Origin of the sequence: Streptomyces sp. NPDC053513 (genome assembly GCF_044544765.1) — a bacterium.
In the GTDB taxonomy this organism is placed as follows: domain Bacteria; phylum Actinomycetota; class Actinomycetes; order Streptomycetales; family Streptomycetaceae; genus Streptomyces; species Streptomyces litmocidini.
The window spans coordinates 1-26,358 of record NZ_JBITXP010000046.1 but is presented as its reverse complement, the minus strand read 5'-3'; the positions used below and the strand labels follow the sequence as shown (position 1 = coordinate 26,358).

Below are 26,358 nucleotides of genomic sequence, written 5' to 3'. Positions count from 1 at the left end.
GAGCAGGTGCGGTACTTCCACGCGATGGCCTCCAGGGTTCGGCGGTGATCGGCCCACCGTCGACCGCGGACCGGATCGGCTGGCATCAGCGGCTCTATCCGGTCCCACATCGCATCAGTGATCACTAACCGGACAGACACATCCGATCAACCGACCAACCGATCAAAGAGACACGCTCTAGTCCGGGGCTCTCCGGCTCTCCGGCGCGTGCGGGACGCGTCATCCGTCCGTGGCGTCCCCGGGCTCCCAGCGCAGCAGGTCGCCCGGCTGGCACTCGAGCACCTCGCAGAGCGCGGCGAGCGTCGCGAAGCGCACGGCCTTGGCGCGGCCGTTCTTGAGGACCGCCAGGTTGGCGGGCGTGATCCCCACCCGGTCCGCGAGCTCGCCCACGGACATCTTCCGCCGGGCCAGCATCACGTCGATGTCGACGGCGATCGGCATCAGATCACCTCGTCCAGCTCGGCCCGCATCCGCGTCGCTTCGACGTCGCGCGCGACGGCCTGGGCGAGCAGCATCCGCAGCAGCAGCACGATGAGCGCGACACCCAGGATGGCCACGCCGATCCCGCCCATGATGACGGTGACGCCCGGGTCCTCCCGCTGGCCCGGAGCGTTGACGGCCGTGACCGCGAACCACAGGAGGGCCGCCGCCACGATCGCGCCGATCACGCCGTCCACGTAACGGAAGGCGGTGTGGGAGAACACGGTTCCGCGTCGCACCATCGACACCAGCTGCCAGACGCAGACCAGGGCGACCTGGGCGGACGCCATGCCCAGGATCGTGATCAGGCGCAGGGGAGTCAGTGGGAGCGACCCGTCCTCGGGGTCGGTGGCCAACGCCCACACCATCGACGCCTGCACGAACACGGTGCCGGTGAGCACCACCGCGAGCACGACGCGCAGTGCGCGCACGGTCAGCTTTCCCATGGCCTGTCCTTCCATCGAGTTGCGATGGAAATCTATCGAGTTTCGATAGGCCCGGCAAGGGTGGGGGCGGTGCCCGGCAATCCGGACACCGCCCCGTGAGCACCCTCGTTCACCCTCGTACGGGTCAGGCCTTGACGTTCACCGCCGCCCAGGCGGCATCCACGGCCTTGACCTCGGCGCTGCCGGCGCCGTAGAGGTCGGCCGCCGCCTTCAGGCTGCCCTCGCGGGCGCCGTGGTAGTCGGTGGTGGAGGTGAAGTAGGCGGACAGCGCCTTGTACCAGATCTGCACGGCCTTGTCGCGGCCGATGCCGGTGACCGTGGAGCCGTCCACGGTCGGGCTGTCGTAGTGCACGCCGTTGATGTCCTTCGCGCCGCTGCCTTCGGACAGCAGGTAGAAGAAGTGGTTGGCGACACCGGAGGAGTAGTGCACGTCGAGGTTGCCGACGCCGGCGCTCCAGTAGTCGGCCGAGCCGCGGCCGTCCTTGCTGGGCCGGTCCTGGTACCGCAGCGGCTTGCCGTTGCCGAAGATGTCGATCTTCTCGCCGAGGAGGTAGTCGCCCGGGTCCTGGGAGTTGTTCGCGTTCCACTCCACCGCGGTGCCGAAGATGTCCGAGGTGGCCTCGTTCAGGCCGCCGGACTCGCCGGAGTACTGCAGGCCGGCGGTGGCGGAGGTGACGCCGTGGCTGAACTCGTGACCGGCCACGTCGAGCTGGGTCAGCGGGTGCTGGTTGTTCGCGCCGTCGCCGTAGGTGATGGTGAAGGACCGGTCGTCCCAGAAGGCGTTCTGGTAGGCGTTGCCGTAGTGGACCTTGGAGACCGGGGCCCGGCCGTCGTTCTTGATGCCGTTGCGGTGCAGGACGTTCTTGTAGAAGTCCCAGGTCTGGGCGGCGCCGTAGGCGGCGTCCACGGCGGCGGTCTGGTTGTCGGCGGGAGTGCCGTTCCCCCACGCGTTGTCGGCGTCGGTGAACAGGACGCCCTTGCCGCCCGTGCGGTGCTGGAGGTCGACGGTGCTGGAGCCGCCGCGCTCGTTGTCGACGAGGTCGTAACCCTTCGACGACGTGGCGGTGTTGAGGCTGACGGTGCCGCTGTACTGGCTGACGCCGGTGCCGACCGCGCCGGCCTGGGGGCGACCCGGCTTGCCGGCGGCGGAGCCGGCGCTCTTGCCGGCGGTGGCGGAGGTGACGCCGGCGGCTATGTCGTCGATCAGCTGGTTCTCGTACAGCTTCTTGCCGGTGTCGGCGTCGGTGACGACACGCAGCAGGCTCGGGGTGACGCCGTCCTGCCGGGTGCCGGTGACGACGGTCTCGTAGGCGAGGACCGGCTTGCCGGAGGCGGCCCAGACGACCTTGCGGGGGGCTTCGCCGGTGGCGGCACCCGAGGTCTTCGCGGCCCGCGCCGTCCTGACCGCGGCGGACTCTGCGGCGGCCGGGGTGAGCTTCGGGGTGAGCGAGTCGACCTCGATGGCGGCCCGGACGGCCTTGGTGACGTTCTTGACGGCCCCGTCGGCGGCCTGATGGACGATCAGATCGCCGCCCAGGACCGGGAGACCGGCGTAGGTACGGTCGTAACGGGTGTGGACCGTGCCGTCGGCGTCCCGGATCACGTCCTTGACGACCAGCTTCTCCTTGGCGCCGAGACCGAGGGACTGGGCGGTGACCGCGACGGGCCCGCCCTTGTGGACCGGAGCGGAACCCGCCGACGCGGTGGTGGCGCCGACGGCCAGCAGACCGCCGGTGAGGACGACCGCACCCGAGGTGAGCGCGAGACGACGCGCCCTGCTGCCGGCGGGGGAAAACGTGGACATGTGGTTTCTCCAGAAAGTCATGGGGGAGTTGGACGGGATCGCCGCCGTCCGCCCGGCCAAGGGGGACTGCCTCGATGACCAGGGACACTCCCAGCCCGCCGCGCACATGTCACGTGTCATAAAAGGGGGTTGAGTCGCTCGCGTCCGAAATGCGGACCGTCCTTTCATCGAAAGGACGAGAGCCCGACACGCACGGACACAGGTGTCACAACGACCCGCAACACAGGTGAAAGAAGCTGCCACTGTTGACGGGGGGGGCGTCGGTCCTCCGGAGGTCACCGGCCCTCCGGGGGGGAGAGAGAGGGAGAGCCGCCCCGGGCGCCACCATCCCCCGGGCGCCACCATCCCCCGGGCGCCACCATCCCCCGGGCGCCACCACCCCCGGACACCACCATTCCCCGGGCATCACCACCCCCCCCGCATCGCCATCCCCCCGGCACCGCCATTCCTCCCAGTACCGCCCCCCGGGTGCCGCCGCCCCCTCGCCGGGGTCACCGACGACTGCGGCGACCCTCGGCCACGGGCGGGCCAGGGCGGTCAGGGCGTCCTACCGGCTCACCCCCGCGGACCGGAGGAAGACGGCGCGCCCTGTGGGAAACCGTCTCCGGGATCTCGCGTCCGCCGGGGCGCCGAGGGCATGATCCAGCGGATCGCCGCGACGACGGCGTGCCCGCCGGGGCGGGCGAGCGGAAGCAGCAGACGCGTGGCGTACGGCAGGTCGAGACGGGCCCGGACCCACGGAGGCAGCAGCTCGACCGCCGCGGCCGCCAGGAACGCGTAGGGCAGCCGCGCGGGCCACGGCAGCGGAGGCCGGGAGAGCAGATAACGCGCGGCGGCACGCGACTGCGCGGTGGCGTGCAGCTCCGGGCGGTACTCCGCGAGCCGTACTGCCAGGTCCGCTGTGCTCTCCGGAGGGTCCACGACCCCGAGCCGGCGCGCGACCCGAGCCATGTCGGCGACGTAGCCGTCCGCCGCCCGGGGATCCAGCGGACGCCGTCCGTACCGCTGGTGGGCCCTGAGGAAACAGGCGGTCTCGGCCGCGTGCACCCAGGCGAGCAGATGTGGATCGGAGGCCCGGTACGGCACGCCCTCCGGCGTCCGCCCCCGCACCGAGTCGTGCACCCGGCGCACCCGGAGCACCGCCTGCTCCGCGTCCTGCGCCGTACCGAACGTCGTGGTCGCCAGGAAGGTGCTGGTGCGCTGGAGCCGCCCCCAAGGGTCGCTCTCGAACCCGGAGTGCGCGGAGACCGCCGCCATCGCGACGGGGTGCAGCGACTGGAGGAGCAGCGCGGCGAGCCCGCCGACGTACATCGCCGCGTCCGTGTGCACGCGGCGCACCGGTCGGTCGGGACCGAACCAGCGCGGCCCCGGCGTCCCGTGGATACGGGCTCGCTTCTCGTGCGCGGTGGGGCCCGCGACCCGGTGCAGCAGCGCCTCACCGGCCCGCTCCCGCAGCTCGCCGAGACGCGATGGGGTCCAGAGCACCCTTCCAGTGTGCGCCAGGCCCCACGGGAGCGGGCGGCAACAGGGGAGCCACCCGCTCCCACAGGTCATCCGGAACAAGATCAACACGCATCGGGACCACCTGTCGATCAAGATCATCGGATGCGAGGGCGCCGTTCGACTCGCTCCGAAGCGATCAGTGCGCGCCCGTATCGCGCCATTTCGGGGTACCCGGTTCGGCGGCATCCGGTCCGGATGGCGGGACTGGCCCTTTGACGCCGGCGCCGCTTGCCGCTGAGGCTGCGAGGCGCTGCGGAAGGTGCACGCCGCCGCAACGAGCGGATGCGCCTCCAGGTGCCGGGTTCACCTCCAACCCGTCGACGGGGCCGCGCCGACGGCACGGCAGCCGCCGCCGGCCGGCTTGCGGTCTCGCTGTGGTGACCGGCTCGATGGTCGGAGGATTACGTTCCGTTTGTGGCGGCCCTTCACAACGGCTTGTTCTGTCGCAGCGCCGCACCCGGATCGGACACTAGCGTCACCCTTCCGATGCACCGGAAGGGATGACGGCATGGCCTCGACACCCCAGCCCGAGTACGACGTACAAGCCGCGGCGACGGACGTCTACGTCTTCGGCTACGCACTGATCATGATGGAGCTGACCCGCCGGTTACAGACGAACACCGTGAAGGTGAACGCCACGCAGGCGCCCACCAACCAGTTCTGTCAGTACGACGCGCCACCCACGCCGGAGATGAAGAACGTGGTGCGGCCCAACGTGGACACGCTGTACTCGCAGGCGTGGATCGACCTGGCGGCCGAGCCGATGGTGCTGGCGGTGCCGGTCATGGACGAGGGTCGCTACTGGCTGATGCAGCTGATGGATGCCTGGTCGAACACGTCCTTCAAGTCGCCCAGCAGCATCACCCCGCTCGGTACCCCGACCACCGATCCGTCCTCCGGCGCCCAGGTCTACGCCTACGCGCTGACCGGGCCGGGCTGGACGGGCGAACTCCCCGACGACGTCTACCGGGTGCCCATGGGGACCGACACGGTCTGGCTGATGGGCCGCATCGAGATGTTCGACACGGGCGATGACGTGGAGAACGTCACCGCGTACCAGAGCCTGATGCGGCTGCTGCCGCTGAGGGCCTGGCCCGACCAGGGCACCTACGTCCCGCCGGACGGCGCCTACGACCCCGCCGTCTCCACCGCCCCGCCCTCCGAGCAGATCAACGCCCTCAGCGGTCCGGACTTCTTCGCCCAGATGATCGAGCTGCTGCCCACCACCCCGCTCAACCCGCCGGATGCGGCCATGAGCGCCACCCTCGCGGAGCTGGGCGTCTGCCCCTACGACCCCGCCAAACTCCCCGACGCCCAGGTCCTGGACCAGGCCAAGGAAGAGGGCCTCAAGCTCATCACCAACCACAAGGGGCCCGCCCCCATCAACGGCTGGACCTTCGTCAAGACCGACATCGGCTCCTACGGCACCGACTACCTGCAGCGCGCCTACGTCGCCATGTTCGGCCTGGCCGCCAATCTCCCCGAGGACGCCCTCTATCCCAGCACCGGCGGCCCCTCCACGGACAGCACCGGCAAGCCGATCCGCTACACCCTCACCTTTCCCGCCGGCCAGTTGCCGCCCGTCAACGCCTTCTGGTCGCTGACCGCCTACGACGCCGACAGCTTCCTGGTCGCCAACCCCGCCGAGATCTACTCCGTCGGCCACTTCACGGCCCCCGTGCCCGGCTCAGGCGGCGCGGTCACCCTGTACATCTCCGCCGTCGCGCCCGAGGACGACTCCCTGCCCGACACGAACTGGCTCCCCATCCCCACCAGCGGCAAGTTCACCATCACGCTGCGGCTCTACGCCCCGCAGACCGACGCGATCCCCACCGACTGGCCGCCCGCCCTCACCAGGACCGACGAACCGGCCTGACACACGGCAGGCTCCACCACCGACCCGGCGGCACTCCGGCCCTCGTCCGGCCTGATCATGGACGGCTGAGCGGCATTCAGTCGCGGCACGCCACCAAAAAGCCATGGCGGGGGCCCAGCCCCCGTCGTAGGGTCAGCCGACATGGCCGGTAGTCATCACGACAAGCGCGTCTTTCACGAACTCAAAACCAGCGTCTCCGGATTGACGTTGTGTGTACTCGATGCTGAGCAAGCCGATGAATATTACGCGCTCATCGACCGAAATCGCGAACACCTCACCCAGCACGGCGACTACCAGGCGCTGGCCGCATCGGACTACAAGACGGCACATGCCGAGCTGTTCAACGACCCCAGCCCGTCCCTCCGCTGCGGCGTCCTCCTTCGCAGCGCCCTCATCGGCCGCGTTGACCTTGTGGCCGTCAACCCACCCAAGTACGGCTTCGGATACTGGCTCGACCACGAGGCAACGGGCCATGGGTACGCCACTGCAGCCTGCCGTGCGCTGATCGAGTACGGAGTCACTATGGTGGGCGCCACCGACGTGTTCGCGGGCGTCACCCACGGAAATGGAAAGAGTGGCGCCGTGCTGACCCGGCTCGGCTTCAAGGTCGCCGAGGTCTTCGAGACCTACACCCGATACCACCTGGCCCTCGGCGCCTCACCCTGCACATATCCCGAGTAACGGTGCGATCGGACCGAACCGGCCACCGTTAGGCAGACGGGCCCGACATCACCCCATCAACTTCAATAGTGCGCCCTATCGCTTTTTTATGACGGGTTCTGAGTAAATTCGACTTCTCGCGCGGCGGTCGTGGAAGGATTCCTTTCGGTAGTACACCGCAATCGCACCACCCCTCTGCTTTTCCGCCTTCGGCTCTTCGGCCCGGTTCGGATGCCGGCCGCAAGCAGGCGGGCCGAGGGCGGTGCGTGCTGTGTGTTGCCGTCGACAACTTCCCTTGACGATCACCCTCGCGGTCCTGCCCACCGCGGGCGGCACCTCACCCTCGACGCGACTGCCACCGACGTGTTCAACAACGCCCTCGAGTCGGTGAGCCGCAGTACCCGGGTCACCGCTCCCGTCCAGGCCCCGGCCCTGTCCGCCGCGAGCACCGCCGGTGCGGTCGACGTCACCGTCACCACCCCGGCGGGCACCAGTCCCCTCTGCGGACTCACCACGTGCTCCAAGGCCCCGACCGGTTCCGCCGGTCGGGGCCTCCGTGAGCACTCGGATCATGGCTCTCGCCGCGGCAGCGGCAAGACGGAACATGTCCGACGGGAACGCATCTCGCCACCGGCCGGCTCCTGACGAGCCGTCGTGCCGTGCCGTGTGATGACCCACGAGCGGGCTGCTCCGGGGCGACGGCCCGGCACCGACCCGGGACTGGACCGAGGCCGACGCCTGCTCAGGCGCCACTGCTCAGGCGCCACTGCTCAGGCGCCCCTACGAGCGACGCGTCGACCTCCATCAGAGACCGCTCGAACTTGCTTGCTCGATCGTCTGCCTGAGGTGCCTTCAGAAGCCATTCCGAAACGATCGGTCAGCGGCTTGAGATGAACGTTTCTTCTTCGACCGTCTCGATGAGGGCGTCTTGGCCGTGGAAGGAGAACGTCTCCCCGTCGTCGCGCATCCGCTGATCCGAGGACCGGCGAGAAGCGGTCCAGATCGCCTCGAGCCCGATGGACGGATACGTTTCCTCGTGAACCCGCGTCGCGGGCAAGCTGGAACGTTTCTGCTCTACGGAGTGCTTCGGGGGCATCGTGCGTTCGATCCCTTTGAGGCGCTGCTCGAAATCGGCCTGCAACGTGTCCATGGTGTGGAGGAAGTCCTCGAGCGGAATGCTTCCTTCGTACATCTTCTCCTCGTTCCGTACGTCGCCCCGCCCTGCCCTGTGTCGCGCCAGGGTGGGAGCCCGGAGGGGTTCCAGAAAGTCGTCAAATTCGAAATGAAACAGGATCACTCCTGTCGCACCCCGACCAACGATCTGCGCAGAAAAAGGGAATGCGGCATTCGGGTGATCGACTCCGCCGGTGCGGAGGTCAGGACGCGGTGCGCGCCTTCGCCCTGCGCCGGCAGGACAGGGCGAGCAGCGCCGCCGTGAAGAAGGCCGCCGAGGCGACGAGGGCCGAGATGTGCAGGCCCGAGACCAGGTCCCGGCCGGCGACGAGGGACGCGAAGAGCGCGACGCCGAGCGAGTTGCCGATCTGGCGGGCCACGTTGAACACCGCTGACGCCACCCCGGCGTTCTCGGCGGGCGCGGCCTCCGCGACGGCGGCGGTGGCCGCCAGAACCGTGCTCGGCGTGGCGAGGCCGGTCGCGACGAGGGCGGGCAGCAGTACCCAGTACGGGGTGTCGGGTCCGGCGAGCAGCCAGCCGGTGAACCCGACCGCGCCGAGCAGCAGCGCCCCCGTCATCGGTGCGTACGGGCCGTGTCGGGCGGTCAGACGGCCGGAGAGCGGAGCCGCGACGAGGGCCATGCACACCGTCGGCAACAGGGCGAGACCGGTGGCCGGCGCGCCGTAGCCGCGCTCGTTCTGCAGATAGAGCGTGGACAGGTAGAGCATGCCGTAGTAGCCGAGGTTGAACAGGACGCCCACCGCGATGGTGGGGGAGAAGCCGGGCGACCGGAAGAGCGACAGGGGCAGCAGCGGTGGCTTCTCGGCGAGACCGCGTGCCTCCGTCCGCCGCTCGACCAGGACGAACAGGACGAGCGCGGCCGCGCCGAGGGCGCTCGTGCCCAGGACCACCGGCGAGGTCCAGCCCTGGGCGCCCGCCTCGTTGAGCACGGCGGCCGGCGCCAGCACGCCGACGATGCCGAGGGCCTGGCCGAGCGGGTCCAGGCCGCGTGCCCCCGCCCGGCCGGCGGGCGAGGGCACGTGCGCGCGGGTCAGCCGGACGGCCAGCAGCGCGACGGGAACGTTGATCCAGAAGGCGGCGCGCCAGCTCAGGCCCGCCACCAGCAGACCGCCCACGAGGGGTCCCGCCGCGAACGCCACGCCGGAGACGCCGGCCCAGACGCCGAGCGCCTTGGCCCGCACCGCCGCCGTCGGATGGGCCGCGGTCAGCAGGGCCAGGGAGGTGGGCACCAGCAGGGCGGCTCCGGCGCCCTGGGCGAGGCGCCCGGCGATGAGCGCCGCCGGAGTGGTGGCCAGGGCGCAGGCCGCCGAGGCGAGGGTGAAGACGCCGAGACCGGTGAGGAACACCTTCCGGTGCCCGAGCCGGTCACCGAAGCCGCCTCCCAGGAGCAGCAGACCGCCGAAGACGGCGCTGTAGCCGTCGACGATCCAGGCCGTCGCCGAGGCACCGGCGCCGACCGCGTCACGGATGACGGGGACGGCCACGGTGACGACGGTGACGTCCAGCATCACCAGGAAATAGCCCAGGCTGAGGGCGATGAGCGGGGGCCACGACAGTCGCCCGGTGGTGGAGGCCGGTGTCTCGTTCGCCGCTGTTGTTCCGGTCGTCGTACGCATACCGGCGATCCTCGGCTCCCGACACTTAGTCGTTCGTCGAACTGTGCTTGTATGGCGCCCATGGACGACGCCGCAGACCGGACAGGGGACCGGGCCACGAACAGAACAGCGTGGGAACCGGAACCGGAACTGGCGCGCGCCGCCCGCCTGTTGGCCGGTGCTTCCCGGGCCCGGATGCTCAAGGCGCTGTGCGACGGCCGCCCCCTGACGGTCACGGTGCTGGCGGCCGAGGCCGGGGTGAGCGTGCCGACGGCGAGCGTGCACCTGACGCAGCTGGCCGAGGCGGGGTTCGTACGGGCCGAGCAGTCGGGGCGCCATCGGTACTTCCGCCTGGCAGGCCCCGACGTCATCACCGCCCTGGAGGCGCTGGCGGTCATCGCGCCGCCCGACCCCACCCCGGTGACCACCCTGCGTGCCCACGGCCGGCGCAACGCGCTGCGGCGGTCGCGCAGTTGCTACGACCACCTCGCGGGGTCCCTGGGCGTGGCGCTCATGGAAGGCCTCCTCGGTCAGGGGCTGCTGCGGCAGGAGGAGAGCGACGCCGCGTCCGACCGGCCCCCCGACCGGCCCGCCTCCTACGGCAGGCGGTCGACGTACCACCTCACCCCCCAAGGCGCCGAGCGCTTCACCGGGTTCGGCATCGACGTGGACGCACTGCTCCGAGGGCGACGCCCTGTGGTGCGGTACTGCGTCGACTGGAGCGAGCGCAGCCACCACCTCGCCGGTGCGCTGGGTGCCGCACTGGCCGCCAGGTTCTTCGCCCTGGACTGGCTGCGGTACGGCGTCTCGCCGCGCGTCGTCCATCTCACCGAGACGGGCAGGAACGGGCTGCGGGACGTCTTCGCGATCGAGGCCGCCGACTGAACCCGGCGCGGCACGAGCGGGGCGGTCGGCGCTACTTTCCAGGCAGTCGCCGGGGGCCGGCCCCCGGGGCCCGCCGGGCCCGTGCCGCCGTCTCCCGCAGGAGCAGGAGGGCGGCCGCCGGCGCCGGCGGCCCGGAGGTCCGCGTCGCCAGGGACGCGCCCGCGCGGCGCATCGCGTCGAGACGGAGGTGCTGGACCCCGACGAGGGCCCGCACGAAGGGCCGGTACGAAGGAGCCACCACGTCCGCGAGGGAGACGGCGGCCAGGTCGGCGGCGGCCCGGTCCGCCTGTTCCTCCACGAGCCGGCCCAGCGCCGCACCGGGCCGGGTGAGGTCCGCCCCGTGGCGCGCCACCGCGTCGGCGGGGACGCCCACCCGGCCCGCGCGCACGTCCTCGGGCAGGTCCTCCAGGAAGTCGATGCGCTGCATGGCACGGATGAGCCGGTGGCAGCCGTCCGTGAACGCCGTCCGCGCCTCCCCGTCGCCGGGGGCGAACAGACAGGCCGTGAGCATCAGGGCGGGCAGGCAGTACTCCCGTACGTACCGCTCCAACTCCTCGTCGTCCGCGATGGTCCGCCACGCGACCTCGCGCTCGCAGCCCCGCAGGAACTCCTCCACGTGGGCGCGCACGTCCGGATGGTGCTCGGAGGTCCGCACCAGGCAACGCAGCACGGGCAGCCCGGAGTCGCCTTCGGCGAAGGCCTTCCGCACGAGCCCGTCCCACTCCGCGAGCGCGGCCACCCGTTCGTCCGGGGTCCCGCGGTCGATCCGTTCGTCGGTGTCGTGCATGAACGCGACGGCGGTCACGACGTGCGGCAGCAGCGCGGCGGGGAGCAGGAGCCGCGCGGCCGCGTACTCGGCCGTCCGGTACCTCCGCGCCGCCCGCCGTTGCTCCGCGTAGTCCCGCCGCAGCCTCGGCTCCCTGACCCCGGCCCGGTCGAGGGCCCGCTTCCACATGCCGATCTCCCGTCGTCGTCGGCTGCGAGCCTACGGGCACCCGGTCCGAAGCCCGGAGGAGCCCCCGGCATCGGTGACGCGGCCGTCAACGCCGGGGCCGGGCCCGGCTCGTGACGGCGGTGACGAGGAGGTCGATCCCGGCGGCGAAGGCGGTGTCGTCGTCGGGGAGGCCTTCGGCCAGGGCCGCCGCGAGGTGGGGGAGCCGGTCCGGGGCGAAGTCGGGGGCGGGGACGGAGGTGTTCGGGTGGTGGTGGAGAGGGTCCCCGCGCCGCTGTTCCTGGAGGACGAAGCCGGTGACGTAGCTGAGCAGGGTGTCCCCGGCGACGGCGGCGAGCGGGAGGGGCAGCCCGGCCTCGCGGGCGATGCCGCACAGGCGGTCGGCGAGGACGAGGGAGTTCGGCCCCGGTACGGCGTGGCCGGCGACGAGGGCGGCACCGTCCGGGTGGGCGAGCATCGCGTCCCGTACGGCGTGGGCGGCGGCCGTCAGCCGTGCGGCCGGGTCGGCGACCGGGGCCGAGGGCGGGTCGGTGGGCGGCTCCGCTCCTCCGTCCGGGACGGGCACCCCGTCCAGGCAGGAACCGACGACCCTGTCCGCGAGTTCGGCGAGGAGCTCGTCCTTGTCCTTCACGTGCCAGTAGATGGCGCCGACGCGGACACCGAGCCGGTCGGCGATCCGGCGGGTCGAGAGCTGGTCGAGGCCGCTCTCGTCGAGCAGTTCCATGGCCGCGTCGATCACGTCGGCCCGTCGTACCGGCATGTGTCCGCCTCTCCGCTTCCCTGAGCGCTTGACGCTTGAACAGTGCTCAGGTTAGCTTGAGCACTGTTCAACTTGAGCAGTGTTCAGGACAGCTTACGGGTAAAGGGGAGCCCCGATGGCGGACATACAGGCACAGGTCGAGAACATCCTCCGGTCGCTGGTCGACTCCGGCCGGGAGAAGGGCGCGCAGGTCGCCGCGTACCTGCACGGCGAGCTGATCGTCGACGCCCACGCCGGTGACGGCGTCGGCCCCGACTCCCTCTTCCACAGCTTCTCCACGGGCAAGGGCGTGACGGCGACCCTCGTCCACGTCCTCGCGGAGCGCGGCCTGCTCGACTACGACACCCCGATCGCCGCGTACTGGCCCGAGTTCGGCGCCCACGGCAAGGACCGCGCCACCGTCCGCGACGCGCTGGCGCACCGCACGGGCGTGCCGCAGCTGCCGCCGGCCATCACCATCGAGGAACTGTTCGACTTCGACGGCATGGCCGCGCTCGTCGCCGGCCAGGAGCCGCTGTGGGAGCCGGGAACCGCCACCGGCTACCACGGCTGGACCTTCGGCTGGATCCTCGGCGAACTCGTGCGCCGCGTCACCGGCCTCTCCGCCGCGGAGGCCCTGCGGACCCACGTGGCCGAGCCGCTCGGGATCGCCGACTCGCTCCTCTACGGAGTTCCCGAGGAGCACGCGGAACGCGTGGTACCGCTGGTGGCGGGCTCCTGGGAGGAGAACCTCGCGAAGATCCCGCCCGAGGCGCCCTTCTTCCTGGCCCTGCCCCACCGCGGCGTGTGGCCCGCCGCCGACAACGCCAACCGCCCCGACTACCTGCGCGCGGACCTCCCCGCCGCCGCGACCGTGTCCGCCCGGGCGGCGGCCCGGATGTACGCGGCCCTGCTCGGCGGGGTGGACGGCGTCCGACTGCTCCCGGCGGAGGCGCTGCCCCGCCTGTACGAGCTCCAGACGTCGGAGCCGGACCGCGTTCTCGGCGCGCCGATCGACAAGGGCATGGGGTACTTCCTCGACCTGCCGGCGATGGGCGGCGAACCGGCCTTCGGCCACAACGGCAGCGGCGGCAGCATCGCCTTCGCCGACCACCGCCGCGGCCTGTCCTTCGCCTTCACCCACAGCCTCCTGACCGGCGGCCCCGCCTCCACCACCGCCGTCGACCTGGCGGCGGTGATCCGCACGGCGGTCGACCAGGAGGCCCGGGGCCGGCTCTGAGTCCGGACCGCGGGGACGGTCCACCCCCTCCCGGACACCGGCCGTCCTAGCGAAGAGGAACGCGCGGACCCGGACAGGAGCGCAGAAGCGCTGCACGCCTTCGACCGCTGCCGACCGTGGTTGTCAGTGGCCGCGTCTAGCATGGCGACCCATGAGGAAGACGCAGGTGGGGGCGGTCGAACGGCTGCTGCGCGAGATGATCGAGGACGGTCGGAACACGGACGACGCGGGCGCGGCCGGGTCGCGCGGCGGCGCGCTGCGGGCGGTGGAGCAGGCGCGGCCCGCGCGCTCGGTGGCGGCCCGGGTCGCCGCCGCCGGGGGCGTCGACGACGAGGCGGCCGCCCTCCTCACGGAGTTGACGACACGCCACCTCGGCGCGGACGTGACCCGGTGGCGCGGACTGCACGACGCGCTGGCCGACCACCGTGGCGGCCTGCCCGGGCTGGTCGCCGCGCTGCCGGTTCCGGCGGCGTCCGACGACGCCCTCCGTCCCCCCGTGCCCCGCAGCGTCCACCGCACGCTCGGCCTGCTCCTCGAGCACGCGGAGCCACGGCACGCCGCCGCCGCGCTCGCCGCCCTGCCGGAGCGGGTGACGACGGAGTTGCTCGCCGGCGGGACCCCGCCGGCGCCCGCCCTCGTGGCCGCGGTCGTCGACCACGGCGACACCCGCACCCGGACGGCCCTGGCCCGCCACCCCCGCCTCGACACACGGGTCCTGGCCCGGCTGGTCGCGGTCGGCGACGCCCGGGTCGCCGCGGCCGTCTATCGCAACCCACGCACCACCCAGTCCCTGCGCCGCACCGTCGCGGAGCGGCTCGACACCGTGCCGCTCGACGACGGGCTGCGCACCGAGCTGACGGCCCCGCACGGCCGGGTCCCCCGCACCTGGCTCGCCCCGCTGCTCGCCACGGGCGACCCGCAGCTCGTGGTGCCGGCACTGCGGTGGGGCGTGCGCCAGGTCGCCCAGCAGTACGCCCTGTTGAGGATCTGGGAGCGGACCGGCCCGGATGCCGTACGCGCCCTGCTCGACGACCCCGCCGCAGCCCCCTGGCTGAACCGAGCCGTCGTGGACACGGTCACCGAAGCCCTGGCCGCCCCGGACGGCGAGGGCCCACGCCGACTGCGCGCGCGGTGCGAGGCGTACGAGGACCCCACCCGGCTGCCCGCGCTGCTCGCCGGGGCCCGGGGCACCAGCACCCTGCGCGACCTGCTGTCCGAGCCGTACGCCCACGACCTCGACGCCCTCGCGGCGGCCCATGCCGCGACCCCGTTCATGCCCAAGGCCTGCGAGGAACTGGCCCGCCACGAGGCGGCGAGCGACGCGCAGCGCCACGCGTTCCGGCTGAGCGTCCTCAACGAGCCGTGGCGGGCCGGGGGCCGTCGCGCGGGAAACACCACACCGCCCGCACGGCGCCTCGCGGAGGAGGAACTCGACGACCGCGCCGCCGTCTGGGCGGAGGGCACGGCGGCGGCGGGGCTCCTCGACCCGGTCGACCTGATCGACACCGCGCGCCCCGCCATCCACGCCTTGGCCGCGCTCGCCCGCCTCGCCGAACGGAACCTGCTGGGCCCGGCGGCGACCGCCCGGCTGCGCGCATCGACGGAGGCACACCTCGGGGAGCGGAGGCGAGCCTGGGAGGCACTCGACGCCCTCCTGCCCGACCACGGAGGCACGGTCGCGGAACTGATCACCGAGGCGGGGAAGGCCCTGGACGAGACCACCGCGGAGCCTGCACCGCCCTCCGATCCCGAATCGCCGGCCGACCTCGACCCGTCTGCCGAGGGTGCTGCCCGGCCCGCACCGCACACCACCCCCGCACCCCACACCGCCCCCGAACCGCCGGCCGCGGAACCCGCGCCCCGGCAGACCCTCCCCCGGAGCGAGCGCGTGCACGCGCTGGCCGCGCTGGACCTGCTGTACTCCCTCGCCCCGGACGACGCTCCCCGCCCGAAGGACCCCGAGGTGCTGCGGGCGCTGGCCGTCCACGAGCAGGCGACCGCCCCCGGCCTCACCACCCCGCGGTGGTTCACCGCCGCCTGCGCGGTCCACGGCGTCCCCGCGTCCGAGAGCGGCTTCGCGTACGAGGCGCCCAGCCTCCAGCAGGTGCGTGCGCGACTCCCCGAGACGTACGGATCCGGCGCGCAGCACATCGAACAGGCTTACAAGCAGGGCGTGTTGCCCGCCGAGGAACTGCTCGCCCTGCTGCCCGCACGACGCCTGCTCCTGCTGCCCCACGACTGGCAGCGACTCGCGTTCGCCGACGCCTGGCGGGCCGCGCTCGCCCGCCGGCTGCGCGCCGAACTCGGCACCGACCCGGACGCCTGGCTCCGCCTGGCCGCGACCGTGACGGCGTCCGAAGCCGAATCGGAGGGGCTGACCTGGGCGGAGTTGCTGGAGCGCGCGCAGTCCGGGACCGGCCCGGCGACACGCGCCGAGAAGCCCATCGGCAGGGCCAGGCCGGGCACGCCCGACCGGGCGATCGAGCTGCTGGAGCACGGCGACCATCTGTGGGCCTGGCCGGAGGGCACCCTGCTCTGCCTCGCCGACGCACAGGTGGTCGACGCCGTACTGCCCCGGCTCGGTCCCGACGGGCCGTGGCTGCTCGCCGCGTACCTGCTGCGCCACGAGCGCACACCGCGCGCCGTCCTCGACCGGCTGCTCACGGACCGCGACCCCGCCGCCCTGCGGGTCCTCGCCGCCCAGGCCCGCTGGATGAAGCGGAGCGGCGCGGTGGAGCGCCTTGTCGACCTCGACGACCCCGAGGTGGACCTCGCCCTGCTGCGGAACTGGAACCCCCGGCCGATCGTCCACCGGATCGTGACCCGGTCGCGCCCCGGCACCGGGCGGACGTCCCTCGGCGCCCGGGTGCTGGCCGACTGGCGCACCACGGGCTCCGCATGGCCGGCCGGGGGCCTGACGTGGCTGTCCTCCGCCGAACCCGACCTCGTGGAGGAGCTGCTCGAAAAGCACGGCTCGCGGATCGGCCTCGCCCATCAACTGCTCGGCTGCCTCAGGCTGTTCGAACACGGCGGCGCCGACCGGCTGGCGCGGCTCGCGGGGCGGGACGCGCTGGGGCGCTCCGCCACGGCCCTGTGCGCGAAGGCCCTCGCGTCAGCCGACCCCGCCGCCGTCCTCCGTACCCGGCTCGACCGCGAACTGGCACCGGAGAAGCTCGTCCGGAAGCTGCGGCGCGCCCCCGGCGCCCCGCACGCACGCGACCTCGTCGAATCCCTCCCGCCGGGCGAGCCCGTGGACTGGACCGCCCTCGAAGCCGCCCATGCCCAGGAACCGCTCCCGTACTGGCAGGACCTCGTCCGCCTGGACGGCGTCCCCGAGGACGTACGACTGCGACACGCGGCGCTCCTGCCCGAGCCGGGCCCCGACGGCATACCCGACAGCGCGCGACTCACCCGGGAGCGGGCCCGGCACGGCCTGGGCGGCCTGTTCCACTGCGCGCCTACCACCCAGCTGGACGGACTGCTCACGGCGCGGCTCCTCGACGGCACGGACCTCGTACGCCTCGCGGCCCCGGCCGCCCGGCTGCTCGCCTATCTGGGTGCCGCCGCCCGCCGCACGGACGCCCCGCCCGAGGCATCCGAGGCTCGCACCGTCCTCGCCGACCTCGTGCGCTCCGGACTCGGCACGGACCCGACGGCCTGGCACAGGGTCGCCGAGCGGCTGACCGGCCTCGACCCCGAGTGGGATCCGGTCTCGACGGTGGAGGCGCTGCTCGCCGACCGGAAGGAGCCGACCGGAGGAAGCCGACCGGAGGAAGCCGACCGGAGGAAGCCGACCGGAGGGAGTTGATCGGAGGTGCCCTCCCGATCAGTGACCACTGATCGGGAGGAGGACAGGACCGATCCCGACACCGGCCCGACCCATCGAGGCGTACGGGCCGGCCGGGGTCACCGCACCAGCTCGGACGCCAGCAGGTCCATGAGCAGTCCGTCGTGCCAGGTCCCGTCCTCGCCCCGCTCGTACTGCCGCATCACGCCGACGCGCCGGAACCCCGCCTTCTCGTAGCAGCGGATGGCCGCGGCGTTGTCGGCCGCCGGGTCGATGACGAGCCGGTGGTGTCCGAGGTCGTCGACCAGATGGCGGGCGAGGGTCCGGACGGCGTCGGTGCCGAGGCCCCTGCCGTGCACGGAAGGGTCGAGGAACAGGTCGATCCCGGCGTGCCGGTAGTCCGGTTCCTCCTCGGCGTACCACTGGATCATTCCGACGATCCGGCCGTCGTGAAGGACCGTCAGACAGTGGGTGGAGGAGTCCTCCAGGTCGGAGACGACCTCTGCCGTCATGTCGTCCCCACCGCGCCACCGCGCCCGGACCTCGGGGGTGGAGCGGACGGCCGCCAGGGCCGGGACGTCCCCGGGGCCGGAGGGACGCAGGACGACGACCGAACCGCGCAACTCGTTCATGCGTACAGCCTGCCCGAGGACCGATCACGGGAAAGCCGCTTCTCCGGAGCCGCGACTGGCAAAATCCCCCAGTGACGTCCGGCCCCCACGAGGGCTGCCTGAAACACACGGAGGACCCATGACCAGCGAACCCGTACCTTTTCAGGTGTACAAGGAGGGGACCTACCTGCACGGGACGAAGGCGAGCCTGAAGCCGGGAGACCTGTTGAGTCCGGGATACGCGTCCAATTTCGAGGAAGGGCGCGTGTCCCGCCACGTCTACGTCTCCGAGACCCTGGACGCCGCCGCCTGGGGCGCGGAGCTCGCCGCCGGCGACGGACGGGGACGGATCTACGTGGTGGAACCGACCGGTGACCTGGAGGACGACCCCAACGTCACCGACAAGAAGTTCCCGGGCAATCCCACCCGTTCCTACCGCACCCGTCAGCCCGTACGCGTCCTCTCCGAGCTGGAGGGCTGGTGCGGGCACTCGCCGCAGAAGATCCAGGCCATGCGGGAAGGGCTGGCCGAACTGCGCCGTCAGGGCATCGCCACCATCCTCGACTGACCGCGAGGCGCGTCGCCCGCGTCCCCCGGACGGCGGGCGATCGCGTGGTGCGGCCACCGTGGTGGCCACATGCTGGACATGGCGTCCAGGATCTGCGCAGACATGACTGCTCCCGAGCGGGGCACTCGCAGGAGGGTGCCTGACGGAGAGGGAGCCATGACGAGAGAATCGACCCGGGCCTCCGTGCCCGCGACCACAGGAACCGTGACCACGGCCGTACCGGCCCGACTGGACCGCCTGCCCTGGTCACGCTGGCACTGGATGATCGTGATCGGCCTCGGAACCGTGTGGATCCTGGACGGCCTCGAGGTGACGATCGTCGGCAACATCGCCGGCCGCCTCGCCGAGGACGGCAGCGGCCTCGACATCACCGCCGCCCAGGTGACCGGAACGGCGGCCGCCCTGTACGTCGCGGGCGCCTGTTCCGGAGCACTGTTCTTCGGGTGGCTGACCGACCGTTACGGCCGCAAGAAGCTCTTCATGGTGACGCTGGCCGTCTATCTCGGGGCCACGGCGCTCACCGCCCTGTCGATGGAATCCTGGTGGTTCTTCCTCTTCCGCTTCCTCACCGGCTTCGGCATCGGCGGGGAGTACGCGGCCATCAACTCGGCGATCGACGAACTGATCCCGTCCCTGTACCGGGGCCGGGTCGACCTGATCATCAACGGCAGCTACTGGCTCGGCGCGATCGGCGGGGCCCTGCTCTCCATCGTCATGCTGGACACGAACATCTTCGCCGTCAACGTGGGCTGGCGGCTCAGCTTCGCGCTCGGCGTGGTCCTCGGCCTGGTGATCCTCCTGGTCCGAAGGCACGTGCCGGAGAGTCCACGATGGCAGTTCATCCACGGTCACGGCGAGGACGCCGAAAAGCTGGTGTCGTCCGTCGAGCGCGAGGTCGAGGAGGAACACGGCCGTCCGCTGCCGGCACCCGCGGGTGAGATCACCATCCACCAGCGCCGGAGCATCGGCTTCGGACTGATCGCGAAGACGGTGTTCCGCCGCTATCCGCGCCGCGCCGTCCTCGGCCTGTCGCTCTTCATCGGCCAGGCGTTCCTCTACAACGCCATCACCTTCGGCTTCGGCACGATCCTCACCACGTTCTTCGACGTGCCCACCGGTCACACGGGCTACTACTTCGCCGTCATCGCCGCGGGCAACTTCCTCGGCCCGCTGCTGCTCGGCAAGCTCTTCGACACCGTCGGCCGCCGCGTCATGATCTCGTCGACCTACCTGCTGTCGGGCCTGCTGCTGTTCGGCACGGCCTGGCTGTTCGGCAGCGGCGTGCTCACCGCCACCACCCTCACGGCCTGCTGGTGCGTCGTGCTGTTCTTCGCCTCGGCCGGGGCGTCGAGCGCGTACCTCACCGTCTCGGAGGTCTTCCCGATGGAGACCCGGGCCATGGCCATCGCCTTCTTCTACGCGATCGGCACGGCGGCCGGCGGCATCAGCGGCCCCCTGATCTTCGCCGACCTCACCGAATCCGGCGTGCCGTCCGAGACGGTCCTCGCCTTCCAGATCGGTGCCGGCCTGATGTGCGCGGCCGGCCTCGTGGCCGCCTTCCTCGCGGTGAAGGCGGAGCGCCGCTCCCTGGAGGACATCGCCGAACCCCTGTCCGCGGCCCGCGACGAGGCGGAACCGTCCCGCGGCTGACACCCCACGAACGTCACCGCTCCACGGCCGCCCGCGCATTCGCGGCCGGCGCACGGGCGGAAGGACGAAAGACGTGGTCGAACCCCCGACTCGGCGTTCGGCCCACGGAGAGATGAGCGAGGTACATCCATGCACATGTACGTTTCGCAGGAGCCCGTCCTTGCGGCCGGGGTCTGGCAGTCCGGTCTGGCCCAGGTCCTGGGCGGGCTGATCGTGGTCGTGGTTCTGATCGGAGCCTTCGTGTTGGGCATCCGGATCAAGAACCGCGAGCTTCCGCCGCCCGACCCGAAGGCCCAGCCCCGGCGGCCCGACACGGACCGGCTGCCCGGCGAGGTCTCCGAGCACCGGAAGCCCTCGGAGGTGCCGCAGACCGACGGCGAGCACCGGCTCAGGCCCCACAACCTGAAGAACTCGGGTGAGACCGACCCCGGACCGCAGAGCGAGGAGAAGCGCAAGTGGGGCGGCATCTCCAGCGGAGGCTTCGGCAGCGGCGGAACGGGCCACGGGGACTGAGTCCGTCACATCGCTCCCGCCCGAGGCGGCGTCCGCCGCCTCGGGCGCGGTCTGCCGCGCTCGGGGAAACCGCCGCGGGACCGCCGTACTACGTCCGGTCCGCGCTCCCGTCGACCAGGTACTGGATGCCGGGGGCGTAGAGGTCCGCCAGCCGTTCGGCGGTGGTGCGGGCGGTGGCGCCGTCGGGACGGTGGAGGCTCAGGGTGGCGCCCAGGCCCAGGAGCTGGCCGGCGACGAGTTCGGCGCGCAGCCGGGCGTCGGGCCCGGTGAGGAGCTCCGCGAGGCGGTCGGTGACCTGCTCGCGGAAGCGGGCGCGCAGCAGGGTGCGTTCGTCCTCGATGCCGAGGGAGAAGACCACGCGCAGGAGCGGGTCGCCGCGGAGCCGGTCGCGGAGCTCGACCATGGTCAGGACGAGGTGCCGGCCGAGGCCGGGCAGCGGGGCGGCGAAGAGTTCGGCGGCCGCCGGGCGGAAGTCGACCACCGTGTTGAACAGGGCCTCCTTGCTGCCGAAGCGTTTGACGATCAGGGACGGGCTCACCCCGGCCGCCGCGGCGATGCCCCGCATGGTGACCTCGGCGTACGGCTTGAGCGTGAACGCCCGCCGTGCGGCGCGGATGATCGCCTCGCGTCCGGTCTCCGGACCCGCGCCGGTCTCCGGACCCGTTCCCCCTCCGTCCGCGGGGGAGGTCCCGGCTTCCCGGCGGACGGTCCGGCCCGCGTCGGCCGTGGCCGGGGAGGCGGAGTCGTCCGGGGCCGGGGAGACGGGTTCGTCGGTGGTGCTCATGCGTTCCCTCGGGCGGCGCTGGTGGGCGGTGGCACCGCGACCGTACCGCCCGGCCGGTCCCCCTCGCGCGTCGCCTCCCGGCCCGGCCGGTCGGACGGCAGGAGGAGGGTGGCGACGAGGGCGGCGAGGGCCGCTCCGGCGGCGATCAGGAAGATCAGCAGATAGGCGTGGAGCGTCGGCGCGGTCCTGCCGCCGGCCACGAAGGTCACACGGGCCAGCACGGCGGTGACCACGGCGCTGCAGCAGGCCTGTCCCACGGAACGCATCAGGGTGTTGAGGCCGTTGGCCGACGCGGTCTCGGTCACCGGCACGGCCCGCATGACGAGGGCGGGCAGCGCGGAGTAGGCGATGGCGGTGCCGCAGGCGACCACGGTGGCGCCGGCGACGATCAGCCAGAGGCTGTGGCTGGTGAAGAAGCGCACCACGTAGCCCAGCGTCATGACGACCGCCGCGACGGCGAGCGCGGTGCGGGGCCCGTACGAGGCGGATATCCGCGCCGAGAGCGGGGACAGGGCCACCATCGCGAGCCCACCGGGCAGCAGGCAGAGTCCGCTGACGACGAGGGAGGCGCCGAGGCCGTAGCCGGTGCTCGTGGGCTCCTGCACGAGCTGGGCGGTGACCAGGGAGTTGGCGTAGAACGAGAAGCCGATGAGCAGGGCCGCGACGTTGGTCAGCAGCACGGCGGGCCGGGCGGACACCCTGAGGTCCATGATCGGGGACGGGGTGCGCAGTTCGTACCGGCCCCAGAGCAGGCCCACGGCCACCGAGGCGCCGAGCAGACCGAGCGTCGGCACGGAGGTCCAGCCCCAGCCGGAACCCTGGGTGATGGCCAGGAGCACACCGACCAGCAGGGCGGCGAGGCCCAGCGTGCCCGGCACGTCGAAGCGCCCCCGGGAGCGCACGGCCGACTCCGGCACGACCCACAGCACGAGCAGGAGGTCGAGCAGGCCGAGCGCGGCGGACGCCCAGAACATGGTGTGCCAGTCGAAGTTGTCCGTCACGACGGCGGTCAGGGGGAGTCCGATCGCCGCGCCGATGCCGAGGGTGGAGCTCATGAGCGCGATCGACGGCAGGACGCGCTCGGCGGGGAGCTCGTCGCGGATGATGCTGATGCCGAGCGGGATCACGGCGAGGGCCGCGCCCTGGAGGGCCCGGCCGGTGATCAGCACGCCGATGTCGGAGCTGACCGCGCAGAGCGCGGAACCGAGGGTGAGGACCGCGAGCGACGCGAGCAGGACCCGCCGCTTGCCGTACATGTCGCCGACCCGGCCGAGCACCGGGGTGAACACCGCGCCGGTGAGGAGGGTGACGGTCACGAGCCAGCCCGCCGCGCCCGCGCTCGCCCCGGTCAGCTCGGGCACGTGCGGCAGCAGCGGCACGACGAGGGTCTGCATGACGGCGACGACCATGCCGCAGAAGGCGAGGACGGGGACGACGAGCCGGGAACGGGCGGGCTCGGACGTCGTGCCGGGCGTGGGTTCGGCGGAGACCATCGTGCTCCAGAGGCGAGGCGAGAGCCGGAAAGAACGGGGGTGTACATATGTTCACCCCCAGGGTAAACAGGCGTGCACCCCCTGCCAAGACCGGGGCCTCGGCACCCGGCCCAGCCCTTCGCGGACCTGCTGCCGCGCGGGCGGCGGTCCCTCCCTCGTGCCGGGCGCGGTGGGGCGGGCGATGCTGGGGGCATGGGTGACGCGTTCCCACGACGGCCGTCGCCCGCCTACCGGGCGGCGGCGCGAAGGGCCCTGCGGGTCACGGTCTCGGCCTCGGCCGGGTTCTACGTGCTCCTCCACGGCTTCGACTCGGCGGTCGGCGCCACGTACGCCCTGTTCGGCGCGATCGCCATGGCCGGGCTCTCGCACCTCCCCGGCTCCGGGCGCCGGCGGGCCGTGCTCCTGCTGGGCCTGGTGCCGGTGTGCTGGGTGCTGATCACGCTCGGCACGTACCTGTCCGTACGGACGTGGAGCGCCGTGGCCGGCATGCTCGTGGTCGGGTTCGTGCTGGCGTTCACGGCCGTCGGAGGACCCTGCTTCGCCGGCGCGGCCACGGGGCTGCAGCTGATGTACATCCTGCCGTCGTTCCCGCCGTACGACCCCGGCTCGCTGGGCGAACGACTGGCGGGGGCGACCTTCGGGCTCGTCCTGCTCGCCGTCGCGGAGGTGACGCTGCTGCCCGAGCCGGCGGCCCTGCCCTACCGCGAACGGGCCGCCCGGGCCGCCGAGGGCGCGGCACGCTGCGCGGACCGGCTGTGTTCCGCCCCGTACACACTGCCGGAGGCCATGCTGCGCACCGCCCGGAACTTGAGCACGGGACTCCGTTCCTCCCACGTCCCGGAGGCGGAACGGCCGGCCGGAGCGGGTGTGCGAGCGAGGGCGCTGGCCCACACGGGCCTGGCGACACGCACGCTGCTCGGCCGACTGACGGCGCTGCCGCCGCCCCCTCCGACCACGGCCCCGCCCCGGGAGGCCGAGGCGTCCGGGGCAGGGGCCCCGGACCCGCTGCGGGCGGTCGCGGACGTGGCGGGGGAGACCGCCGCCCGGCTCAGAGGCGACATGCCCGACGGCCGGGCACATGCCCGCCTGCGGCGGATCCGTCAGGCACTGACGGCGGCCGATGACGCCTCTCCCGCCGTGCTGCGCCGCAACGCGGCCCTCCTGGAGCTGGTGGACGCGGCGCTCGCGATGTCCACCGCGGCCGACATCGCCGTACGGGGCCGAGCGGCCGACGCACCGGCGCCCGGCCCGTTCTGGTACGCGCGGATGCGGGCACCACGGCTGTGGTGGCGGCGCCTGTCGGGCCACGTCGGCGGCCGGTCGGTGTTCTTCCAGAACGCCGTACGGATCAGCCTGGCCCTGGCGGCGGCCCGGCTGATCGCGGGCGTCGACACCCTCCCGCACGGCTTCTGGGTGCTGCTGGCCACCCTGACGCTGACGCGCACGACGGTACGGGAGACCCGGAGGACGGAGCGGATCGCGCTGACCGGCACGCTCGTCGGCGCGCTGGTCGCGGCGGCGCTGCTGGCGCTGGTCGGCACCGACATCGAGGTCTACGCCGTGGCACTGCCGCCGCTGATGCTGGTCACCTTCACGCTGGGGCCGGTGAAGGGCGTCGGGTGGGCACAGGCGCTGTTCACGGTGGTGGTCGCCCTGGTCTTCGCACAGCTGGCGCCGGCCACCTGGCAGCTCGCCGAGTTCCGGCTGCTCGACGTGCTGACCGGCAGCGCGATCGGCGCCGTGTTCGGACTGCTGGCCTGGCCGCGCGGCGCCCAGGACGAGTTGCGGCGGTCGGTCGCGGTGCTGCTGAGGATCGCCGCGGAGATCGTCGTGGCCACGACGGCGCAGATCGCGGCGGGCGGACGGCGCGTGCCGGTGGTCACCGCACCGGGCCACCGTTCGCTGCAGCACGCCCTGGTCATGGCGGAGTCGGCGTACGCGCAGTACCAGAGCGAACCGAAGGGGCCCGCTCCGCCGCGGGCCGGCCAGGACTGGCAGGCCGCGCTCATCGCGGGCCACCACACGCTGTGGGGCGCCGACCGGCTCCTCGTACCTCCCGATCCGGTCGTGGTTCCGCCGCTGGGGAGAGAAGCCGCGGAGTCCGTCATCCGCACGGGCGACCGGGTCGCGGCGGACATGTTGCTGACCTCCGCCCGCATCGATCCCACCGGGGACACCGTGGACACACCGGTGCCGCCCCACGCCCCGACGGCCTCCGCCACCATCGCCGTGGACCCGCCCGGAGCACCGCGCGCGTACTACGCGACGGTGTCCTGGCTGGCCTCGCTGACGACGGACCTCGTACGGCTCGCAGGCGACCCCCGCACCGCTGCCGACGCTCCCGTCGACACGCGGCGTTCGCACCGGGCAGGCGATCCGGGAGCGGCGCCGACGGCCGGCTGTCACGATGAAACCGACCGTCAGAACCGACCGTGAGGGTGGGGCGAGGATGCCGACTGCCGAGGGGTACCCGGCGCGTGCCGTCGCCCAGGCGCGCACGCTGGCCGACATGGACGCCCGACTCGTGGAGTGCCGGGCGTGCCCCCGGTTGGTGGCGTGGCGGGAGGCGACCGCCCTCGAAAAGCGAGCGGCGTTCCGGGACCGGGAGTACTGGGGCCGCCCCGTGCCCGGATTCGGGCCCGCGGACGCGACCCTGCTGATCACCGGCCTCGCACCCGCCGCGCACGGCGCGAACCGGACCGGCCGGATGTTCACCGGGGACCGGGCCGGTGACCTGCTGTTCGCGACCCTGTACGAGCTGGGGCTGGCCTCCCGGGCGACCGTGACCGGTCCCGACGACGGGCTGGAGCTCACCGGCGTGCGGGTCACCGCCCCGGTGCACTGCGCACCGCCGGACAACCGCCCCACGCCCGGCGAACGCGACACCTGCCGCCCGTGGCTGACCCGCGAGACACAGCTGCTGCGACCGACCCTGCGCGCGGTCGTCGCCCTGGGCGCCTTCGGCTGGCAGGCCGCGCTCGCGGCGCTGGGCGAGGCCGGGTGGAGCGTGCCCAGGCCGAGGCCGGCGTTCGGGCACGGGGCGCGGGTGCCCCTGCCCACCGCGGACGGGTCGGGCGACCCGCTCACGGTCTTCGGCTGCTACCACGTGAGCCAACGCAACGTCTTCACCGGCAGGTTGACGCCGGAGATGCTGAGCCGGGTCCTCGCCGAGGCGGCACACGCCGCTGGTCTGCCGGTCGAACGACGGGGCGGGTGAGCCGCCTTGTCCCCGACGGGCAGCCGGACGGCGTGTGGCGCTCCGCCTTCCCCGGCCTCCCCACCTGAAGCCCGTCGGGACGGCGTGCCCCGGACGGTTTGTTCCGGGACGGCGTGTCCCGGGACGGTGTGCCCGCCGGGACGGTGTGTCAGAGGACGGCGAGCCGGTTCACGAGCAGTTCCACCCTCCGTTCGGTGTCCTCCGGTGGCAGCCGTCCCTCCCGGGTCAGGGTGGCAAGGCCGTGCAGGGACGCCCAGAACACCTCAGTGAACAGTCCCGGGTGGACGCCGTCCCCGGCGACCTCGCCCAGGCTTTCCAGCAGGGCGGCGAAGGCGTCCTTCAGCGGCTCGGGGGTGTCCTC

Annotated in this window: 23 protein-coding genes; 10 read left to right on the top strand and 13 right to left on the bottom strand. The window is 72.7% G+C overall.

The window, feature by feature from the left end; translation table 11 throughout:
• The 5 genes from ACIGW4_RS37565 to ACIGW4_RS37545 all read right to left on the bottom strand — a co-directional run.
• Positions 1 to 140: transposase (locus ACIGW4_RS37565; protein WP_399586145.1), on the bottom strand; the 140-nt coding region annotated here is incomplete at its 3' end.
• 79 nt (positions 141 to 219) lie between these two features.
• Positions 220 to 441 (bottom strand): helix-turn-helix transcriptional regulator, encoded by a 222-nt coding sequence (locus ACIGW4_RS37560; RefSeq protein WP_123457198.1) that lies wholly within the window; start codon positions 439 to 441, stop codon positions 220 to 222.
• Positions 441 to 926: a DUF2975 domain-containing protein gene (locus ACIGW4_RS37555; protein WP_399586143.1), complete on the bottom strand. Its 486-nt coding sequence runs from the start codon at positions 924 to 926 to the stop codon at positions 441 to 443. The genes ACIGW4_RS37560 and ACIGW4_RS37555 overlap by 1 nt, the downstream gene beginning before the upstream one ends.
• Positions 927 to 1,050: 124 nt before the next feature.
• The gene (locus ACIGW4_RS37550; RefSeq protein ID WP_123457200.1) at positions 1,051 to 2,730 is read right to left on the bottom strand and encodes a M4 family metallopeptidase; all 1,680 of its coding nucleotides are present in this window, start codon (positions 2,728 to 2,730) and stop codon (positions 1,051 to 1,053) included.
• A gap of 555 nt (positions 2,731 to 3,285) precedes the next feature.
• A complete protein-coding gene (locus ACIGW4_RS37545; RefSeq protein WP_399586140.1) occupies positions 3,286 to 4,215 on the bottom strand; it encodes an oxygenase MpaB family protein in 930 nt (309 codons plus the stop codon).
• A 526-nt stretch (positions 4,216 to 4,741) separates the two neighbouring features.
• Here ACIGW4_RS37545 and ACIGW4_RS37540 point away from each other — a divergent pair.
• Positions 4,742 to 6,109: a DUF1254 domain-containing protein gene (locus ACIGW4_RS37540; RefSeq protein ID WP_399586139.1), complete on the top strand. Its 1,368-nt coding sequence runs from the start codon at positions 4,742 to 4,744 to the stop codon at positions 6,107 to 6,109.
• 141 nt (positions 6,110 to 6,250) lie between these two features.
• Positions 6,251 to 6,790 carry a GNAT family N-acetyltransferase gene (locus tag ACIGW4_RS37535; RefSeq protein WP_399586136.1) on the top strand — a complete coding sequence of 180 codons (540 nt, stop codon included), beginning with the start codon at positions 6,251 to 6,253 and terminating at the stop codon, positions 6,788 to 6,790.
• Positions 6,791 to 7,646: 856 nt separating this feature from the next.
• Here the strand turns inward: ACIGW4_RS37535 and ACIGW4_RS37530 are convergent.
• Together ACIGW4_RS37530 and ACIGW4_RS37525 are read right to left on the bottom strand one after the other, a co-directional pair.
• Positions 7,647 to 7,961 carry a hypothetical protein gene (locus tag ACIGW4_RS37530; RefSeq protein WP_399586135.1) on the bottom strand — a complete coding sequence of 105 codons (315 nt, stop codon included), beginning with the start codon at positions 7,959 to 7,961 and terminating at the stop codon, positions 7,647 to 7,649.
• Between the two features lie 184 nt (positions 7,962 to 8,145).
• Positions 8,146 to 9,579 carry an MFS transporter gene (locus ACIGW4_RS37525; protein ID WP_399586134.1) on the bottom strand — a complete coding sequence of 478 codons (1,434 nt, stop codon included), beginning with the start codon at positions 9,577 to 9,579 and terminating at the stop codon, positions 8,146 to 8,148.
• Positions 9,580 to 9,639: 60 nt separating this feature from the next.
• Between ACIGW4_RS37525 and ACIGW4_RS37520 the strand changes: the two genes are divergently transcribed.
• Positions 9,640 to 10,443, top strand: coding sequence for an ArsR/SmtB family transcription factor (locus ACIGW4_RS37520; protein WP_399586132.1), 804 nt, complete (start codon positions 9,640 to 9,642; stop codon positions 10,441 to 10,443).
• Between the two features lie 31 nt (positions 10,444 to 10,474).
• On the opposite strand, the gene ACIGW4_RS37515 is transcribed toward ACIGW4_RS37520, so the two are convergent.
• Together ACIGW4_RS37515 and ACIGW4_RS37510 are read right to left on the bottom strand one after the other, a co-directional pair.
• Complete coding sequence (locus ACIGW4_RS37515) at positions 10,475 to 11,398, bottom strand: squalene/phytoene synthase family protein (RefSeq protein WP_399586129.1); 924 nt, start codon at positions 11,396 to 11,398, stop codon at positions 10,475 to 10,477.
• Between the two features lie 85 nt (positions 11,399 to 11,483).
• Positions 11,484 to 12,155 (bottom strand): TetR/AcrR family transcriptional regulator, encoded by a 672-nt coding sequence (locus ACIGW4_RS37510; RefSeq protein WP_359588118.1) that lies wholly within the window; start codon positions 12,153 to 12,155, stop codon positions 11,484 to 11,486.
• A gap of 115 nt (positions 12,156 to 12,270) precedes the next feature.
• On the opposite strand from ACIGW4_RS37510, the gene ACIGW4_RS37505 reads away from it, so the two are divergent.
• Entirely contained in the window at positions 12,271 to 13,374 is a 1,104-nt protein-coding gene (locus ACIGW4_RS37505) for a serine hydrolase domain-containing protein (RefSeq protein WP_359588117.1), read from the top strand.
• 151 nt (positions 13,375 to 13,525) lie between these two features.
• A complete protein-coding gene (locus ACIGW4_RS37500) occupies positions 13,526 to 17,182 on the top strand; it encodes a hypothetical protein (RefSeq protein ID WP_399586125.1) in 3,657 nt (1,218 codons plus the stop codon).
• A gap of 98 nt (positions 17,183 to 17,280) precedes the next feature.
• On the opposite strand, the gene ACIGW4_RS37495 is transcribed toward ACIGW4_RS37500, so the two are convergent.
• Positions 17,281 to 17,793, bottom strand: coding sequence for a GNAT family N-acetyltransferase (locus ACIGW4_RS37495; RefSeq protein ID WP_123459307.1), 513 nt, complete (start codon positions 17,791 to 17,793; stop codon positions 17,281 to 17,283).
• A 118-nt stretch (positions 17,794 to 17,911) separates the two neighbouring features.
• Between ACIGW4_RS37495 and arr the strand changes: the two genes are divergently transcribed.
• The 3 genes from arr (at position 17,912) to ACIGW4_RS37480 (ending at position 20,503) form a co-directional block, all read left to right on the top strand.
• Positions 17,912 to 18,340 carry an NAD(+)--rifampin ADP-ribosyltransferase gene (arr, locus tag ACIGW4_RS37490; RefSeq protein ID WP_398706898.1) on the top strand — a complete coding sequence of 143 codons (429 nt, stop codon included), beginning with the start codon at positions 17,912 to 17,914 and terminating at the stop codon, positions 18,338 to 18,340.
• A gap of 156 nt (positions 18,341 to 18,496) precedes the next feature.
• A complete protein-coding gene (locus tag ACIGW4_RS37485; protein ID WP_399586122.1) occupies positions 18,497 to 19,990 on the top strand; it encodes an MFS transporter in 1,494 nt (497 codons plus the stop codon).
• A 129-nt stretch (positions 19,991 to 20,119) separates the two neighbouring features.
• Entirely contained in the window at positions 20,120 to 20,503 is a 384-nt protein-coding gene (locus ACIGW4_RS37480) for a DUF6479 family protein (RefSeq protein WP_398706901.1), read from the top strand.
• An 88-nt stretch (positions 20,504 to 20,591) separates the two neighbouring features.
• Here ACIGW4_RS37480 and ACIGW4_RS37475 read toward each other — a convergent pair whose 3' ends face one another.
• The gene (locus ACIGW4_RS37475; protein WP_399586120.1) at positions 20,592 to 21,287 is read right to left on the bottom strand and encodes a TetR family transcriptional regulator; all 696 of its coding nucleotides are present in this window, start codon (positions 21,285 to 21,287) and stop codon (positions 20,592 to 20,594) included.
• Positions 21,284 to 22,780, bottom strand: coding sequence for an MFS transporter (locus ACIGW4_RS37470; RefSeq protein ID WP_399586117.1), 1,497 nt, complete (start codon positions 22,778 to 22,780; stop codon positions 21,284 to 21,286). Before ACIGW4_RS37470 ends, ACIGW4_RS37475 begins: the two co-directional genes overlap by 4 nt.
• 192 nt (positions 22,781 to 22,972) lie before the next feature.
• Between ACIGW4_RS37470 and ACIGW4_RS37465 the strand changes: the two genes are divergently transcribed.
• Together ACIGW4_RS37465 and ACIGW4_RS37460 are read left to right on the top strand one after the other, a co-directional pair.
• On the top strand, positions 22,973 to 25,216 hold the full coding sequence (locus ACIGW4_RS37465) for an FUSC family protein (RefSeq protein WP_399586114.1): 2,244 nt from the start codon (positions 22,973 to 22,975) through the stop codon (positions 25,214 to 25,216).
• A 13-nt stretch (positions 25,217 to 25,229) separates the two neighbouring features.
• Positions 25,230 to 25,997, top strand: a complete 768-nt coding sequence (locus ACIGW4_RS37460; RefSeq protein ID WP_399586113.1) for a uracil-DNA glycosylase — start codon at positions 25,230 to 25,232, stop codon at positions 25,995 to 25,997.
• A gap of 148 nt (positions 25,998 to 26,145) precedes the next feature.
• Here ACIGW4_RS37460 and ACIGW4_RS37455 read toward each other — a convergent pair.
• On the bottom strand, positions 26,146 to 26,358 hold a 213-nt coding region (locus tag ACIGW4_RS37455; protein ID WP_399586111.1), incomplete at its 5' end, for a TetR-like C-terminal domain-containing protein.